The following is a 15,679-nucleotide window of genomic DNA, read 5'->3' as shown; positions in this document are numbered from 1 at the left end:
GCTGTGTATGGGCACGCTAGTTGCGCCTCGCCAACAGGGGCGATGTGGATGTCGGCACATCGCCTTTGTGCAACTCATCACCGAGCGAGGACACGCTATGCATTGGATTGATCCGGAGAGTCTTCCGGAAGTGAGCGGTACGGTCAGCCGCTTCCTGCTGAACCCGGAAGGCGATGTGGATGGTTTCGTACTCGGCGGGCGTAGGCTGCGGCAAGTTCACGTGCCGCCGCACTTGTCGCGACACATTGCCCGGCATGTCGCCCTGGGCGACAAAATCCGCGTACGCGGGGTGAAGCCCCGTGGCGCCGACATGATCGCCGCCATCTCGCTGACGACGGCGGGAGGCAAGGTCATCCTCGACGAAGGTCCGCCCGCCAAGGGCGATCAGTCTCCTAAACGTCCCACTGCGCGCCGGCCCATGGAGGCTGCGGGGGAAGTTACGCTCTCCTTGTTCGGGCCGAAGGGCGAACTGCGCGGGGCGTTGCTGGACGACGGCACCTCCTTGCGGATGCCGCCGCATGCCGCCACGGAACTGGCCGCCTACCTCGCGCCCGGGGTGCACGTGTATGCCTGGGGGCATGGGCTCAAGAACAAGTTCGGCAGGACCCTCGAAGTGGACGAGATTGCCGAACTGGTCGATGCGCCTTGATGGGCAGTGAGGGTGTCGGTCTATCGGGCGACGGGGTGCGTTCACCCGTAGCGTCACACGTCCGCCAACATGGCGTGGGCTGCTTCCACGATGCGCTGCGCCTCTGCCGTACGCTGCTGGGCCGGCACGCCGAGTTGTTCGGCGACACGCGCCGCCAACTCAACGCTCTGCGCCGGGTTCCCAAGCGCGGCGAGTTTGCCTTTCACGCGTTGGGAGAAGTCGCGGTCGATCACGTGCTGCTCGCTCCAGTGGCCCATGCCGCTGGGCAGCACAGAGTCGATGAACGCGGCAAAGCGCGCAGTCGGCGTGGCCTCGCTTTGCACGCGCCGGGCAACTTCGGCAGGGCCCGCGGACCGGGCCTCCAGCACCACGTCGTTGGCCGTAATGCGCGCGTCGCGCCCGGTTTCTGCGGTGTAGTGCAACAGGCTCTGTAGCCCGCTGCGTCGCTTGGCAAAGTGCGCATCGGCGGCGAGCACCGCGGGGCCTTTCGCCCAAGCGTCCATCACCACCGTTCGCTCTGGCTGCTCGGCTTCAGGGGCGCTGGGAATGCGGCTCTCTGCAAAGGCGTGTCCTGCGGCGGGCGCATTCACGTAGTGCACTTCTTCATTGGGGGCCAGGCGGCGGCTGTGATAGACGCTGGTCGTGCTCGTGTGTTCTCCGCAATTGCCCGCGCCAAATACCGACGCTGCCGCAGCGGAATACGGCGCCCGCTGTTCGAACGCGTTCCAGGGCACTTTCGCCTTCTGCTCGCGCTCCTGCCGGAAGGTCCGCGCGGCCTTCATGCGCCACGTACTTTCGTTGTGGGTGGCGCGCACGTTGACGTTGACGTTGCCTCGTCCGTGCTTGAGCAGTTGACGGGTTTCATTGACGCTGGCGTTCGCCAATCGCAGGCGAGCGATTTCCGGTCCAGCCACGGGGCGCCCGTCCACGGCGCGCATCAGCAGGTACGCGGCCAATGGCAGTTCCGCCTCGGTAATCTTGGTCTTGGCCGGCGCGGCGGAAACCCGCGCAGGCGCGCTGGTGCTGCTGGTGCTGCTGGTGTGTGGGGCGGGAAGATGCTCAAGCGCGGCCGAACGCGTACGCGCGGTCGGGCGGGTAGCGGTTTCTTGCGCTGTTTGCGGTGTGGGGGATGACGACGATGGCAACGCAGGGATGTTGCGCGATACGCCTGTCACGTTCTTGTGCATGCCGGACCTCCAATCGGAGGTTGGAAGGGTACCGAGCGATGGCCGGTCGGTCGTCCATTGCGGGCGAAGGGACGCGGCTGGTGGCGAAGCTGGGGTACCCAAAGGCGCCGCGCGACGGTCATGACGAATTCCGCGTCCTGAGCGAGGTGACGGGTTGCACCTGTTTGGTGCCGATCGGGTCACTTGCGCCCCTTTGAAACGGGCGATTGACGGCTGCCCCCGCCGCCGCATCGCTAGTTATAGCGATGGATGAACACAGTGTGAACGTTATGCTTTGGCAAAAGAAAAAGCGGGGTGGACATATGGATCGACCCCGCATCGTCGGGGAGCGTTGCCATGAAATTTGCCGTACTCACCACCAACCCAGCCAGTTTTACCTACGTAGCGACTTGCCTGTCCGCCCAGGACATCACCTGCGTGCGGTTCGACGAGGCATTGGCTCTGATGCGCACCGGGCAGACCGAGGTCTTTGATTTGCTGATGATCGATGCGCAGCAGTTCAGCACCGCCGGCCGACTGTTGCTCTCGGGGCGCGAGCGCAATGCCAATCTGTGCTGGCCCACCTTGGTGTTTGGCCACTTTGCCGGCCGCCAGGAGATGCTCAGCGCCTTCGACGCCGGCATTGACGACATCATCTCGGGCCACTTCACCGCCGAGGAGCTGTGCGCGCGTGTTCGCCGCATCCTGCGCGGGGTCGGCCGGTCGGCGCAGGTTGCCTGCCAGACGCAGGTGGTGGTCGGGCCGTACCGCCTATGCCGGCTGACCCGCGCAGTGACCTTGCACGACGAGCCGATCCGCTTGACCGCACGCGAATTCGCCACGGCCTGGCTGTTGTTCTCCTCGTCCGGGGCGTTTCTGTCACGCCAGCAGATCGCTTCTGCGGTATGGGGAACGGAGGCCTGCATTGCAGAGCGCTCCATCGAGCAGCACGTCTACAAGCTGCGCAAGAAGCTGGGCTTCGGACCGGCGACCGGGGTGGAGCTCAAGACGGTGTACTCGCGCGGCTATCAGTTGGCCGTTCAGCCGACGGCACACCAGTCGCCCCAGTCGCCCAGCGTTGACCCGAAGCCGAGGATGGCAGCCTGACACGTGCGCGCCGTCTTGCTGGCGCTCGGTTGCGCCGGTTACTTCAGCAAATCAATGGCGTCGAAGGCGTAACCCGGGCTGAGAAAGCCCTCCCCGGCATTACCGCTGGTGACGTTGATCGTGAGCACGTTCTCGCCAGCCACGAAGGCCGAGGCCGGAATGTCGAACGCAAAGGTGGCGTTGTTGCCGCGGTAGGAGCCCGCCGTCAGGCTGCGAGTGGTGGGCTCGACGACAGGCTGCGGCACGGCCGTGCTCCATTGGTTGACCGTGATGCTGGGTCGGGCGTGTGCGAAGGCCGTGGTGATGCCGAGGCGCAGCCGGTGGTCGCTCATGTCGCGTTGACTGAGGTGGAAGCGCACCACCAGCGCGCCGTTGACGGCTTTCCACTGGTACGCGGGGAAATCGTGCGCGGGGTTCGAGCGCCCGACGAGGTAGTCCGGCACGGTCCACGGCTGCATACGCACATCCGATGGATGCATCACCGTGACCTTGTCGCCGTTGCGGAACTCGCGCGGGCTGCCATCCCAGGTGCCGATGCGCCACAGCGCGGCATCGTGTTGCGGGTCGTGGTCGATACCACCGCATGCACAAGGGGTCGTGCGGGCGGGCTGAATGTCCACGTTGAAGCGTTTGACCTGCAGCTCGTTCCGGTAGAGCGTCGCCTGATACTGGCCGGGCAGTATGCCTTGCAGGTGGAAATGGTGGGCGTGGCCCTCTCTGCCGGAGACATCCCCCCAGTACTGCGCATGCGCGTTACTGAGCGCCAAGGTGTACGGGGCGTCTTCCGTCAGGCCAGTGAAATGGCCTTCGAATGCGCCACGCTCGCTCTCCGGCACGTAGCCGGGCAGGTCCATGTGCTTGAACCAGTGGGTGTCGACTTCACGCGGCGGTTCGCCATCGGTAAAGGCGAGCACGTAGCTGTTGAGCACGCCCATGCGGTAGGGCTCGGTCTGGTTCTCACCGTAATTGACGATATAGGTCAGTTCCTGGTCTTCCGCGCCCTGGTCGAGCAGGCTGCGGTAGAACGGGCCGCCTGAGCCGCCCTCGTTATTGTCGCGGACCATCCACATGCCGACGTGCGGGCCGGTTGCGCCAAAGTACTGCCAGTCCTTCAGGCGCATGTTGGAGTAATGCTTGGAGCGGGTTTCGCCGTTGGCCAAACCAAACACATCATGCGCTTCCACACCACGCACGGCGGTGGTGATGTCCGCGCATTGCGGCCCATCAGGCAGGCGTGCGTGCGGCACCCGGACGACAAAGCGCACGAGGTTGGGCTTGGGCTCCGCCGTGAAATACGTCGCCATATAGATGTTGGGCTGCCCCCGCCGCGCCATGTAGACGTGGGTCAACGCCCCGGCGGTAACGGTGATCTTGACGGCGTCGTTGCCCACGCGTGCCGCGTCCACATTGACGCGGTCCTGCCCGTCATACAGGCCCGAGAAGCCGGAGTTCACCTGGCTGCCTTTGCGCGGGTCCTGATATTGCACGCCATGCCAGAGCAGGGAGACGATGTCGCCCTTGCCACGATCCCCGCCGTTGGCACCGCGCGTTCGGACCTGGAAGACCAATCCGGCGCCGGTGTCAACCGTATAGGCATTGCCATCCGTGCGGATGCCGAACTGGCCCTCCTGCACGGGTTGCCAGCCAGACCGGGCATCGCGGTCCACCTCGACCGGCACGTCATCACCGAAGCGGCAGGGAATCGCGCGGTTGTGCAGCGGTTCGGCTGCAGCAAGCGGCACGCAGACCGGGTGCAGCGCAAGGATGAGCGTGCTGAGCAGTCTCAGGCTCAGGCGCTTGGTCCAGTGGGTATCGAGCACGGACTGTGTTGGGGGCATGGGCGATTCGACAGGGCAACGGCGTCAGGTTGGAGCAGGCCTTGGATTGCGGCGGCGCTTGAAACGAAGTGACAACCGCGCAGGCGAAGCAGCGGCGCCGTCACCCAATATTCCACTGCGGCGCAATCGCTAGGAGTTGCCCCCGAAGCTGTTCAACCTCGTTGGCGAAGCCCACGGCCAGCGCACTTTCCACCGTGGCCGCGCCGGGCGTTTGGGCAGCGTCAGCGCCGTCAACCGCTCGCGCTTGCGACAGGCGTGCCAGCGTGCCGAACCGCAGCGCGCGCGACATGCCGATCAGCGTGTCGCGGATGTGCCGATCGGCTGCGCCAGGCAGCACATCTGCGCGGGGTTCGCCCACCGGCCCGCGCGCGGCGTTCAGCAGCTCCAGCGTGCTGATGCAGATGCGCAGGCTGCGTTGGATGTTCTCCAGCCGGTCCAGCGGCACGTCAATCTCTTTGGACACCGACGGCATGAGCGAGCGCAGTTGCACCAGTAGCGTATTGAGCTTGCCGAGGTGCTTGCTGCGCTCACCGGCCACCTTACTACCCTGGTCGCCCTGGCCGAGGCTGGCATACGCCCGGGCGCATTCACGCAGCGCGTCGGCCAGCCGATACCGCCACGAGTACGTGGCATACAGCGGCAGCGCAAACGAGAACAGCAGCGCAATCGCAATCCCCACCAGCACGTTAAGCGTGCGCCAGGCGCCGTCGAGCAGATCGTTGTCACCATGTCCGACCACGATGACGAGCGTGATGGCGGCCAGCAGCGCGATGTATCCGCCCTTGCCGATGGCGTGATACGCGCAGATGCCGCACGCGGCGGCGACCAGCGCATAGGTGAGTGGAAGGTGGCCGAGCCAGGTCTGCTGCACGATGATCAACAGGCCGGCCGAGGCGCCGATCAACGTGCCCCAGGCGCGCTCGGCGGCGCGCTTGCGGATGTTGCCGTGGTGCTGCAGGCCCGCAATGACGATGAGCAGCGAGATGGTGGCCCATTCCCCATGCGGCCAGCCGAAGCCCACAGTGACGGCAATGGACAGCAGCACGCCCAGGCCGACGCGCGTGGCATGGATGTACCGCGCATGGCGATAACGCCGATGCGGGTCGCGCAGGAGCCGGAGTACGGAAAGCAGCAGGGCAGGTAGTTTCACAGTGCGGGGCGCACGAATGGAAATCGACATAAGCAAGATCGTTGCAGATTCTGGGGCACGCCGCACACAGCGTGCGCGCCGCCTTGGTGCCGATGCTTCATCACAGTGCAAGGACGCGACAAAACTTCGGGTTTCCCCTAGGTATTGCACGAAGCTTGCCATAGGCTGTGAGGCCTTTTTGCGCGCAAGCGCTTCAGTCGCGCAATGGTGCTGCCGTATATCAGACGTAGCCCGATAGCGGCATCCTGCGTGGATGCCCAGGATGTTGCGGACCCTAGATCGACCTTTATGACGACGCACGCGCTATCGCCATGGCCCCGGCTGTTGACCGCTGCAGAGCGGTTCGACCGCGCGCCATACTTCATTGCTATCCGGCGCGGGCTGGCGCTGGCCCTGCCGCTCATCATGGTGGGGGCGCTGTCGCTGCTGCTGCGCTATCCGCCCACGGCCGGCATCCGGCACATGCTGGTGGAGACGTTTGGCGCGCGGCTGGATGTCTTTTGCGACAGCGTGCTGGCCGGTACGTTTGGCATTGGCGCGCTGGTCGCGCTGTACGGCTTTGCGGATGTGTTGGCGCAACTGCATAACCAGCGCGTGGGACATCGCGTGGTCAACCCCACGGTGGCGGCGGTGGTGGTGGTGTCGTGCTTCTTTACGCTCGTCGCGCCGGACGCGGATGCGCCGCTGATGGCCTCGCTCTCGCTCGGGCAAGGGCTGTTTGCCGCGTTGTTGGTGGCGTCGCTGGGCGGCAGCTTGTTTCTGAAGCTGTGCGATATCCGCCGTTTGCGCATTCCGGCCAACCACCTCGGCAATGACCTGCTGGTGGGCGATGTGCTGACGGTCATGCCGGCCGGCATGCTGACGATCCTGACGTTTGCCGTGCTCAAGGTCGCCATGATCTGGGCGGGTTGGTCGCAACTCATGGCGGCAATCAACATGCTGGTGGCGGCGCCGTTTTCAGCAGTCTCCAACAGCCTGCTGTTCGGTCTCGTTTATGAAACCGCTGCGCAACTGTTGTGGCTAGTGGGCATCCATGGGCCGAATGCGCTGTACACGGTCCATCAACACATCCTGGCGCCGGCCTCGCAGGCCAATGTGGCGGCGGTGGCCAGTGGCGGCCAGCCGCAGTTCATCTTCACCTACCACTTCTTCGCGATGTTCGCGCGCATGGGTGGGTCGGGCGGCACGCTCAGCCTGATCCTGGCGCTGCTGATGTCCAGGAGCACGCAGCGCGGGCGCAAGATGGCGCTGGTGGTGATGCTGCCGGCGGTGTTCAACGTCAACGAGCCGTTGCTGTTCGGGCTGCCGCTGGTGCTCAACCCGGTGTATGCCATTCCGTTCGTGCTCGCGCCGCTGGTGCAGATTCTCATCGCCTATGCCGCCATCGTGGCCGACCTGATGCCCAAGACCGGCTATAGCGTGGCGTGGACCACCCCGGTGCTGTTCAGCGGCTACGCGGTCACGGGTTCGGTGGCGGGTGCGGTGGTGCAACTCATCGGCCTGGCGGCAGGGGCGGCCATTTATCTGCCGTTCGTGCGCATGGCGGATGTCCTCTCTGCGCGGCGCAGCCAGGACGTGCTGGCCTCGCTGCAGCAGATTGCCGAATCGCCCGAGGTCAGCCTGCAAGGCCGGCGCTGTCTGGACCTGCCCGGCGACGAGGGCCGCATGGCCGTGGCGCTGGCCAGCGACCTGGAAGACGCCATCAAGAAAGACGGCCAGATCTTTCTGGAATTCCAGCCGCAGGTGGATTGCACAACGGGCCGCGTGTTTGGCGCGGAGGCGCTGCTGCGCTGGCAGCATCCGGTGCTGGGGCGCGTGGCGCCGCCGATTGTGGTGGCGCTGGCCGACGACATTGGCCAGATCGACCAGCTGGGCCTGCGCATCCTGTCGCTCGCGTGCCACCAGCGCGCTGCCTGGCGCAATGTGTTGCCGGACGATTTCGTGATCGCCGTGAATTTGTCGCCACGGCAGTTGCTGAACCGCGCATTCCACCAGAACGTGATCGACATCCTGCAGCGTGAGGGGTTGTCGCCAACGCTGCTCGAACTAGAGATCACCGAATCCACCATGCTGCTGCCGGACGTCAACGCCATCGACAACCTGAAGCGGCTGCGCGAAGCCGGCGTGAAAGTGGCGCTGGACGATTTCGGGATGGGCCACACCTCGCTGCACTACCTGCGCGAGCTGCCGCTGGACACCGTCAAGATCGATCGCTCCCTGGCGGACGTGAGCGCGGGCAGCGTCAACGAACACATCGTGCGCAGCATTGCCAGCCTGAGCCGGACGCTGAACCTGTTGACGGTGGTGGAGGGGGTGGAAACCGAGCAGCAGCTCGCGCGCCTGTCAGCGCTGGGCTGTGATCGGTTTCAGGGGTATTTCTTTAGCCGGCCGCTGGCGGCGAACGTTTGCCAGCAGTTTGTGCTCGATGCCAACCTGCGGCCATTGGCGCATGCGGTTTGACGGCGCGGGTACTGGGTACTGGCTTACCGATACCTGCCGACAAAGTGTTCGCACTGACGGACCCGGCCAACCTTCGCGGCCCATCGATATAGCGCATCCACCAGGCCCTTGCCGACCGTGACCGGTTGACCGTTGATCTGGCCCAGTACTTCCGTTTGGTTCGGGTAGGGTTTGTCAAACAGCAGCTTCATCTCGCTGTCGCCACCCAGCGCCAAGTAGACCGCCTCCCGAGGCTCGAACTGCAGCGTGAATGAGTTGGCGCGCACGCTGGTGGCTTCCACGGCTTCGACAAAGTTGGCGATGAGCGAGGCATCTTCCGTCGTGTACTCGCAGCCGGCGTCTTTCAGGCGCGCTTCGTCCACGGCCCTGAGCGGCTGCAGGGCAGGGTCCATCAGGTACAGCGAGATCGCACGCGCCTTGCGCATCTGCACGCTCAGGCCTTCAGCGATCCAATAGCTTTGTTCGACTTTTGCGATGGGCGCCGCCTTGGGTGCGGGCTCGGGGGTGGGCGCTTCGGCTTGCTGCGGGGCTTCCTGCGCGGATGCGTCCGCCTGGGGCGCACCTGCTTGGGGTGGGCTTGCTTGAAGGACTTCAGCCTGGAGCGCTTCGGTTGGCGGCGCGTCGGTCAGCGGCGCTTCCATCGAGATTTGTCCGAAGGCCGCTTGGCTCATGCTGCACGCGCAGGCCAAGGCCAGAGAGATCATCTTGTTCGACAACGCCTACCCCTTTGGAACGTCTGTTGTTGTGTTGTGAATGCTAAACCGAGGATTTGACGGAACGCGCCGGGGGCGCCTATTGCGACGAATGCGGCTCAGTCTGCATCACACGTCATGCCATTGGTGGAAGGTCGCGGCTTGCCCGTGGTAGACGCCATCGCTGTCGATCAGATTCCACACGGTGCCGCCCTCGATCCAGAACCGCCGTCCGGAGCGCGAGATGCGCACGCCGCGATACCCGGTGGCGAACCCGCGCGTGCGTACCGCTTCAAGCAACTGCGCACGTTCTTCGCGGTTCGGTTGCTCCGCTGAAAAACGCGACCGCAGCGCCGTGATGCCGCTCCAGTCGTATTCAAAGCAGCGCTGCGCGGCCCGGTTCGCATAGATGAAGCACGGGTCGGCGTCGGTGTTGTGCGCCAGCAAGCAGAAGGGGGCGTCTTCGTAGAGCCAGCGGGCTGCATCGGCGGGCGCGACGGCGTTGTCGATCAGCTGCGCGCCGACAAGCCGCCGGTGGCTGTCGGCCAACAGGTTGAAGAACTGCGGGTCCAGGCTCAGGGATACCGTCATTGCGTTGTATCGGTCGTCTTCAAAAGGAGCGGGTGGCGATTTTATCAACCGACGATGTCGGCGCCCGCGGTGCGGTTGCGCTGAAGGCAGAGGCAGGGCGGGCTTTGGTGTTGAGTCCGTTCAACGCGTTCCTGACCGAGTTCACAGCAATGTCCGCCCCAGGAACAATGTGCCCGGCACGGGGTTGAACGTCACCGGCGGGGCGGGTGTGAAGCCGAGCGATGCATAGAGGGCCTGCGCGGCTTTGAACTCGGGCAACACGTCCAGGCACATGCGCGCATAGCCAGCGGCTTTGGCGTCTTGCAGCAGACGCTCGACCAGGCGGCGGCCGAGTTGTTCGCCGCGCGCGGTAGGGCGCACGTACACGCGCTTCATTTCGCACGTGGCGGCATCGACCTCCCGAAACGCGGCGCAGCCCACCACGGCGCCGGCTTTCCACGCCAGCAGCAGGCATCCGCGCGGCGGGGCGTATTTGCCGGGCAAGGTGGCGAATTCGGCCTCGTAGTCCTGGAAGTCGAGACTGACGCTGGGGCTGGCGACGTATTCGCGAAAGATGGCCTGCACGGCGGCCATGTCGTCGGGAAAGCGTGCGGGGCGGATGTCGATCATCGGAGGGTGTCCTGCGGGTTGTGGGGTGGGCTGGGGCAATAAAAAACCCGCCTCGGGAGGCGGGTTCTGGTTGGCTTGGCGGCCACGCACTACCGTCCCGTGGGTGGGGCGGTGCGAATAATCTGCAGGGTGGTGGCACGCGTGCGTTGCATGGCGCTATGGTGCCACCGGGGTGCGTTGCGGCACAAGCTCCGCATGGCTCAACCGACCAAATTGCCATTGCTACCGATCATCGTGACGTCGACGTAGTCGAGCCCGGCGTGGTTGTTGCGGTCGTAGTGGACGCGCACGCCGCCAAAGTCGCGGGTGCCGAAGCCTTCTAGCGCCTGGATGAAGGCGTCGCGCGTGAGGTTGCCGCCGCAGGCACGCAGGCCGTCCACGATGACGCGGGCGGTGAGGAAGCCCTCCACCGCTTCATAAGTCTGGTTGCTGCGCTCGCCAAACTTGTCGTTGGCCTCGCGAAACGCGCGCACCAGCGGCTGGGTCCGCGCGTTGGGACCGGGCATGACCTGCGTAACCGCCACGCCGTGGGCCAGCGCGCCGGCTTTCTCGAACACGGTCTTGGGCGTGGTGACGGACAGAATCCACGGCTGCGGCAGCGGCAGCGGGCCGTGCTTGGCCTGATAGCGCATCAGCGTGTCGGCCACGGAGGTGGGCGACGTGAACAGCAGCGTGGTCTGCGGGTTGGCGGCGGCAATCTTGTCGACCACCATGTCGATGTCGTCGCCCTTGGCGTTGTGCGGGATGAGCGCGACGATCTGCGCGCCGAACTTGCTGGCGGCGGCCTTGGCAGCGTCGGCATTGCCGGAGCCGAAGGGGTTGTCCTGATAGACCACGGCCACGCGCTTGAGTCCGATGGTGGTGGCGTGCTGCACCATCTTCGTGACTTCGTCGGCGTAGCTGGCGCGCGTGTGGAACAGCGGTGCGCCGGGTTTGCGCGCGGCGGTGGCGCCCGTCATGGCGCCGACCATCGGCAGGCGGTACTGCTCCAGCAGGGGCAGCGCGGCGATGGTGTTGCCGGTGCCGCCCATGCACACCAGCCCGAACACGCCTTCCTGCACCAGCGTCTTGACGTTGGCCACAGCCTTGTCGGGCAGGTAGTTGTCTTCCAGCCGTTTGACGACCAGCTTACGGCCGCCCACGCCGCCCGCAGCGTTGACCTGCTCAAAGCAGGCCAGCAGGCCGTTGGTGTAGTTCTTGTACAGCCCGCCCCACACGCTGTCGAATCCGACCGTCTGCCCAAAGACGATCTTGTCTGCATACACGCCGGCTTCTGCCGCGCGCGCCATGGGTGCCAACATCATCGCGCCACCCAGTGCCACTGAACTCCGTACGAATTGCCTCCGGTCCATACCTGTCTCCGCCCCTTGTTTTTTTGGTGGTGTGGCAAGAGTGTCGAAAAGGTGGGCGCCGACCGAAATGGCGGATAACCCTGAGGCGAGAATTTTTGAGATACCGGGATGCGCCGACCTGTCGGCAGCGGCGTCGTGTCCGTTGTGCCGGTTGCGCGTTAGCGGACCGCGACGGGCGAGCACCCGCACGGCAGCACAAACGCTGCGCCGCCGTGCCCGGCCAGCTCAAAGTACACGCTCCCAGGGGGCAGCAGATCGATGATCCGGAACGCGCCACTCGCGTTGAAGACGATGGCGTGAGACACCAGTGACACTACCACAGACCCATCGGCATGGCGCGGATTGTCGGGCTCGGACAGGGCCGGCAGCGTCCAGTTGCCCAGTCCAGCACGCGCCATGGCCGCGAGGATGTCTGCATGGGCGGCTTCTGCGCAGGCGGGCGGCGGGTCGATCTTGCTCAGCTCTTTGCGCAAGCGGTGCAGGCGCTGTCGCGTTTCCAGTGTCCGCACGGCTTTGACGCGGGTTGGGGCGGCGGGTTGGCGCGTAGCGGTGGGTTTGGGCAACTGCGTCAGGTCGGAACTGGCCACACGCGGTGCGCAGGCGCGAGAGGGTTCAGCCTTTGTCGGCAGCCGTGCGTTCCGCCCGGCAGGCGCGCTGTCATGCCGTAGCGGGATTTTGGTTGCGCTGCTGATTGTCGACATTGGGAATGGACGGCCCCGCGTAGCGGCTAGAGATGGACGGTCATGCACGCGGTGTTGCGCATGACCGCCGGGCCCGGCGTGGCCGCTTGTAGCGACTTGCCGAGAGGGCGACATCTTAGGCAAGCGCCGCGGCCGGGTCATCCGTCAGCCGGGCGATACGGCCTGGTGCATTCGTAATCGCGGACAACTTTTCGGCGGCGAAACGCAGGTTGAACCGGGATCGGATTGAATCCTCACTTTTCCTCATTAGTAGGCCAATGGGTGTGCGCCGATAGCACTTGAAACGAGGGAGCGGTCTGGTGCCGAATGCGTAGCTTGATCAGGGGCTGTAGGAAGGGCGCCAGCGGGCGCGGTAACTGCGCCGGATGATGGGTAGGCCACGATTCGCAACTTGTTATCTGTATCCTATTGGATACAATGGTGCGAATGAACACGATCCGCGAAACCGAGATATTCGCCAACTGGCTCCAAGGTCTTGTTCGACAAACTGGCACGTGCGCGGATTGCTTCGCGCATCCTGCGTGCCAAGAGCGGAAATTTTGGTGACTGGAAACCGGTCGGCGGTGGCGTATGCGAAATGCGGATCGACCATGGCCCTGGCTACCGGGTGTACTACACGCAACGTGGCGACACCGTTTACATCCTGCTTTGTGGCGGCGACAAGGGATCGCAAAGCAAGGACATTCAGAAGGCCAAGCAACTGGCCAAACAGATCAGTGGGTAAAACGATGACCATTGCAACGCGAGAGTTTGACGCGGCGGAATACCTGGACAGTGAGGCCACCATGGCCGAATTCCTGTCTGCTGCGCTCGAGACGGGCGATCCGGCTTTTATTGCCGAGTCGATCGGCGTGGTCGCACGTGCTCGGGGCATTGCGCAGATCGCCGAGGAGACGGGCCTTGGGCGTACCAGCTTGTACAAGGCGCTCCGTGCGGAAGGCAACCCGGCGTTCTCGACGGTCCTGCAGGTGATGAAAGCGCTTGGGCTGAGCTTGCAAGCCAAACCGGCCGTGCCTCAAGTGCGCGCCGAAGCTGCTAAGCGCGCCCCCAGGGCGCCAAGGCCTTCACAGAAGAGCGCCAAGGGGGTGACGCCAAGGCATGGCAAGGAGAGCGTGGCGCGCGCGAAGCCTCCGGTACGCTCAAAACGCACTGCCGCCACTCGGCATGGCAAAGGCATGGCGGTTTAGGCGCGTGCAGCTAGACCAGATGCCGCACAAAGTCGATTGTTTGCAGATCTTGGAATTGTGGGGGAGTTTGGTGGCGCTTTGCTGCCGCCACGCAGGCCCGTCGAGCGACGCAGTTCGAGACATGCCTGGCGCGAAGAACGCTACCGCTCTCGCCCGGCCACGTTGGCTGCCGCCAGGCGCTTGAGCTCGGCCCGCGCCGCCGCCAACCTGGTATGCAACACGGTGTTCTCGATCAGCAGCAACAGCAGTACGAAGCTCGCGCCCATCAGACCGAACACGCGGCCGACGTAGAAGCCCAGGTCATAGCGCCCGCCGTTGAATACGGCGCTGAGCGCGACGTCGCAGATCCACACGCACAGCACCACCATCAGCCAGATATCGAGGGTGAGATGCGGTTTGCAGCGCCAGAGCACAGCCAGCGCGGCCACGCAGAGCAGCCACGTGCTGCCGGCAATCGCCTGTTGGGCTGGCGCGTAATGATTGCCCACCATGAAGGCGGGGAGCAGATGTTCTCCGGCGGTGGCCAGCGCCACGCAGGCTGCCGATGCGCCCAGCACGGCAGCAATCATGGCCGCCATGGCCTTGCGGGTCAGCATGCGGGGGCCAAAGCGGTCGGGCTCGCGATCTTCGCGCACCTTGAGCAGCGCATACGCCATCACAAACAACGGAAAGCCTGCATGCCAGAACATGTAGATCCACGCCGTGCTTTGCGGGCCGGCACCCAGCAGGCCGCCAGGGGCAAACAGGCCCGGAAACGACAGCATGTGCCCGACGGCCGTGGCGGCGGTGAACAGGTAGCCGCTGGCCAGCGCCAGCATGGCGCGCGACCGCGTGATGGCGAACTGGCCAAACAGCAGCACCGCGGTAATCAGGTCATTGAGGATCAGCATCGATTCGTACACGGGTACGAACGATGGAAGTTGCGCCAACGGCACTCTGGCGTATGGCAGCGCCGCAACGAAGACCGCCACGCAGAGCAATACCACCGCCTGTGCCATCCGATAGGTCCGGCGCCCCGGCGACAGGCTCAGCAGCAAGCCCCGTTGCAAGTCCAACGTTTCTGACATCACGATGGCCCCCGATGCGGTGACGGTGTCACGCGCGTTTTTTTCTACTGCGCCGCAGCGCGCTGCCGCTGGGTTAGGGCCCGTCGCATATGTGAACAGGCCCTCATACACGGGTGATAGTCACCCGGCGGTCCAATGTCAACGCGACAAGCGGGGGAGCGCAGGCGCCCCGTATCTTCTGAGCGAACGGTTTCACCCTTTCCGGCCGAGGGCTGGGTCTTGTAGATTGGCGCCATGCTGATCTGCCCATTCCGACGACGGAGCCCCATATGAAGACTGTCACCCTGCCCGATGGCGAACGTGTGCCCGCGCTTGGCATGGGTACCTGGAACATGGGCGACCACCCCGCCGCCCGCGCTGAAGAAATCGCCACGCTGCGCCTGGGGCTCGACCTGGGCCTGCGCCTGATCGATACCGCCGAGATGTATGGCGAGGGCCTGTCGGAATCGCTGATCGGCGAGGCCATTGCCGGGCGGCGCGACGAGGCGTTTCTCGTCAGCAAGGTCTACCCGCACCATGCCAGCCGCGAAGGCGTGGCCGCGGCGTGTGAGCGCAGCCTGCGCCGGCTCGGCACGGACCGCATCGACCTGTACCTCCTGCACTGGCGCGGCAGCGTGCCGCTGGAAGAGACCATGCAAGGGCTGCAGGCCCTGCAGCGTAGCGGCAAGATCCGCCACTACGGCGTGAGCAACCTTGACCTGTCGGACATGGAAGAACTCTGGCGCACGCCCGGCGGCAGCCAAGTCGCGACCAACCAGCTGCTCTACAACCTGAGCCGGCGCGGCATTGAATGGGACCTGCTGCCCTGGTTGCGCGCACGCCGGGTGCCGGTGATGGCCTATTCGCCCATCGAGCAGGCGCGGCTGGTGCGCCACCCCAAACTCGCGCGCTTTGCGCAAGATGCCGGCATGGCGCCCGCCCAAGTGGCGTTGGCCTGGCTGCTGGCGCGTGACGACATCATCGCGATTCCCAAGACCAGCCACCGCGAGCGGCTGCGCGAGAACGTGGGCGCGTTGGCGCACGCCCTGTCGCCCGAGCAACTTGCCGAGCTGGATGGCCTTTTTCCGCCGCCCAAGGGGCCGCGGGCGTTGGAGATGCTTTAACGCTGGT

Annotated in this window: 15 protein-coding genes; 6 read left to right on the top strand and 9 right to left on the bottom strand. The window is 65.0% G+C overall.

Annotation, left to right across the window (positions count from 1 at the left end; genetic code table 11):
- The first annotated feature begins 97 nt into the window (after positions 1-97).
- The gene (locus ACS7SF_RS21690) at positions 98-649 is read left to right on the top strand and encodes a hypothetical protein (protein WP_439894187.1); all 552 of its coding nucleotides are present in this window, start codon (positions 98-100) and stop codon (positions 647-649) included.
- A 53-nt stretch (positions 650-702) separates the two neighbouring features.
- Here ACS7SF_RS21690 and ACS7SF_RS21685 read toward each other — a convergent pair whose 3' ends face one another.
- Entirely contained in the window at positions 703-1,836 is a 1,134-nt protein-coding gene (locus tag ACS7SF_RS21685) for a hypothetical protein (RefSeq protein ID WP_439894186.1), read from the bottom strand.
- 336 nt (positions 1,837-2,172) lie between these two features.
- Between ACS7SF_RS21685 and ACS7SF_RS21680 the strand changes: the two genes are divergently transcribed.
- Complete coding sequence (locus tag ACS7SF_RS21680; RefSeq protein WP_439894185.1) at positions 2,173-2,922, top strand: response regulator transcription factor; 750 nt, start codon at positions 2,173-2,175, stop codon at positions 2,920-2,922.
- Positions 2,923-2,960: 38 nt separating this feature from the next.
- Here ACS7SF_RS21680 and ACS7SF_RS21675 read toward each other — a convergent pair whose 3' ends face one another.
- Together ACS7SF_RS21675 and ACS7SF_RS21670 are read right to left on the bottom strand one after the other, a co-directional pair.
- Entirely contained in the window at positions 2,961-4,760 is a 1,800-nt protein-coding gene (locus ACS7SF_RS21675; RefSeq protein WP_439894184.1) for a rhamnogalacturonan lyase B N-terminal domain-containing protein, read from the bottom strand.
- Between the two features lie 100 nt (positions 4,761-4,860).
- Positions 4,861-5,940 carry an FUSC family protein gene (locus tag ACS7SF_RS21670; RefSeq protein WP_439894183.1) on the bottom strand — a complete coding sequence of 360 codons (1,080 nt, stop codon included), beginning with the start codon at positions 5,938-5,940 and terminating at the stop codon, positions 4,861-4,863.
- Between the two features lie 258 nt (positions 5,941-6,198).
- Between ACS7SF_RS21670 and ACS7SF_RS21665 the strand changes: the two genes are divergently transcribed.
- The gene (locus ACS7SF_RS21665) at positions 6,199-8,370 is read left to right on the top strand and encodes a PTS sugar transporter subunit IIC/EAL domain-containing protein (RefSeq protein WP_439894182.1); all 2,172 of its coding nucleotides are present in this window, start codon (positions 6,199-6,201) and stop codon (positions 8,368-8,370) included.
- 23 nt (positions 8,371-8,393) lie between these two features.
- Here the strand turns inward: ACS7SF_RS21665 and ACS7SF_RS21660 are convergent, their stop codons facing one another.
- The 5 genes from ACS7SF_RS21660 to ACS7SF_RS21640 form a co-directional block, all read right to left on the bottom strand.
- Positions 8,394-9,041, bottom strand: coding sequence for a hypothetical protein (locus ACS7SF_RS21660; protein WP_439894181.1), 648 nt, complete (start codon positions 9,039-9,041; stop codon positions 8,394-8,396).
- A 150-nt stretch (positions 9,042-9,191) separates the two neighbouring features.
- Entirely contained in the window at positions 9,192-9,653 is a 462-nt protein-coding gene (locus ACS7SF_RS21655) for an MEKHLA domain-containing protein (protein WP_439894180.1), read from the bottom strand.
- Positions 9,654-9,794: 141 nt separating this feature from the next.
- A complete protein-coding gene (locus tag ACS7SF_RS21650; protein ID WP_439894179.1) occupies positions 9,795-10,262 on the bottom strand; it encodes a GNAT family N-acetyltransferase in 468 nt (155 codons plus the stop codon).
- 200 nt (positions 10,263-10,462) lie between these two features.
- Positions 10,463-11,614 carry an ABC transporter substrate-binding protein gene (locus ACS7SF_RS21645; protein WP_439894178.1) on the bottom strand — a complete coding sequence of 384 codons (1,152 nt, stop codon included), beginning with the start codon at positions 11,612-11,614 and terminating at the stop codon, positions 10,463-10,465.
- A gap of 158 nt (positions 11,615-11,772) precedes the next feature.
- Positions 11,773-12,201 (bottom strand): hypothetical protein, encoded by a 429-nt coding sequence (locus ACS7SF_RS21640; protein ID WP_439894177.1) that lies wholly within the window; start codon positions 12,199-12,201, stop codon positions 11,773-11,775.
- A gap of 589 nt (positions 12,202-12,790) precedes the next feature.
- Between ACS7SF_RS21640 and ACS7SF_RS21635 the strand changes: the two genes are divergently transcribed.
- Both ACS7SF_RS21635 and ACS7SF_RS21630 read left to right on the top strand, forming a co-directional pair.
- Entirely contained in the window at positions 12,791-13,039 is a 249-nt protein-coding gene (locus ACS7SF_RS21635) for a type II toxin-antitoxin system RelE/ParE family toxin (protein ID WP_439894176.1), read from the top strand.
- Positions 13,040-13,043: 4 nt separating this feature from the next.
- On the top strand, positions 13,044-13,502 hold the full coding sequence (locus ACS7SF_RS21630; RefSeq protein ID WP_439894175.1) for an addiction module antidote protein: 459 nt from the start codon (positions 13,044-13,046) through the stop codon (positions 13,500-13,502).
- Positions 13,503-13,642: 140 nt separating this feature from the next.
- On the opposite strand, the gene ACS7SF_RS21625 is transcribed toward ACS7SF_RS21630, so the two are convergent.
- Positions 13,643-14,569 carry an MASE4 domain-containing protein gene (locus ACS7SF_RS21625; protein WP_439894174.1) on the bottom strand — a complete coding sequence of 309 codons (927 nt, stop codon included), beginning with the start codon at positions 14,567-14,569 and terminating at the stop codon, positions 13,643-13,645.
- Between the two features lie 269 nt (positions 14,570-14,838).
- Here ACS7SF_RS21625 and ACS7SF_RS21620 point away from each other — a divergent pair, with 269 nt between their 5' ends.
- Positions 14,839-15,672 carry an aldo/keto reductase gene (locus tag ACS7SF_RS21620; RefSeq protein WP_439894173.1) on the top strand — a complete coding sequence of 278 codons (834 nt, stop codon included), beginning with the start codon at positions 14,839-14,841 and terminating at the stop codon, positions 15,670-15,672.
- Positions 15,673-15,679 lie beyond the last annotated feature (7 nt).

The sequence above is a fragment of the Ralstonia sp. 25C genome (genome assembly GCF_051904805.1).
Classification (GTDB): Bacteria; Pseudomonadota; Gammaproteobacteria; order Burkholderiales; family Burkholderiaceae; genus Ralstonia.
The sequence above is the reverse complement of the archived record's forward strand: the minus strand, read 5'-3'. Positions and strand labels throughout refer to the sequence as shown.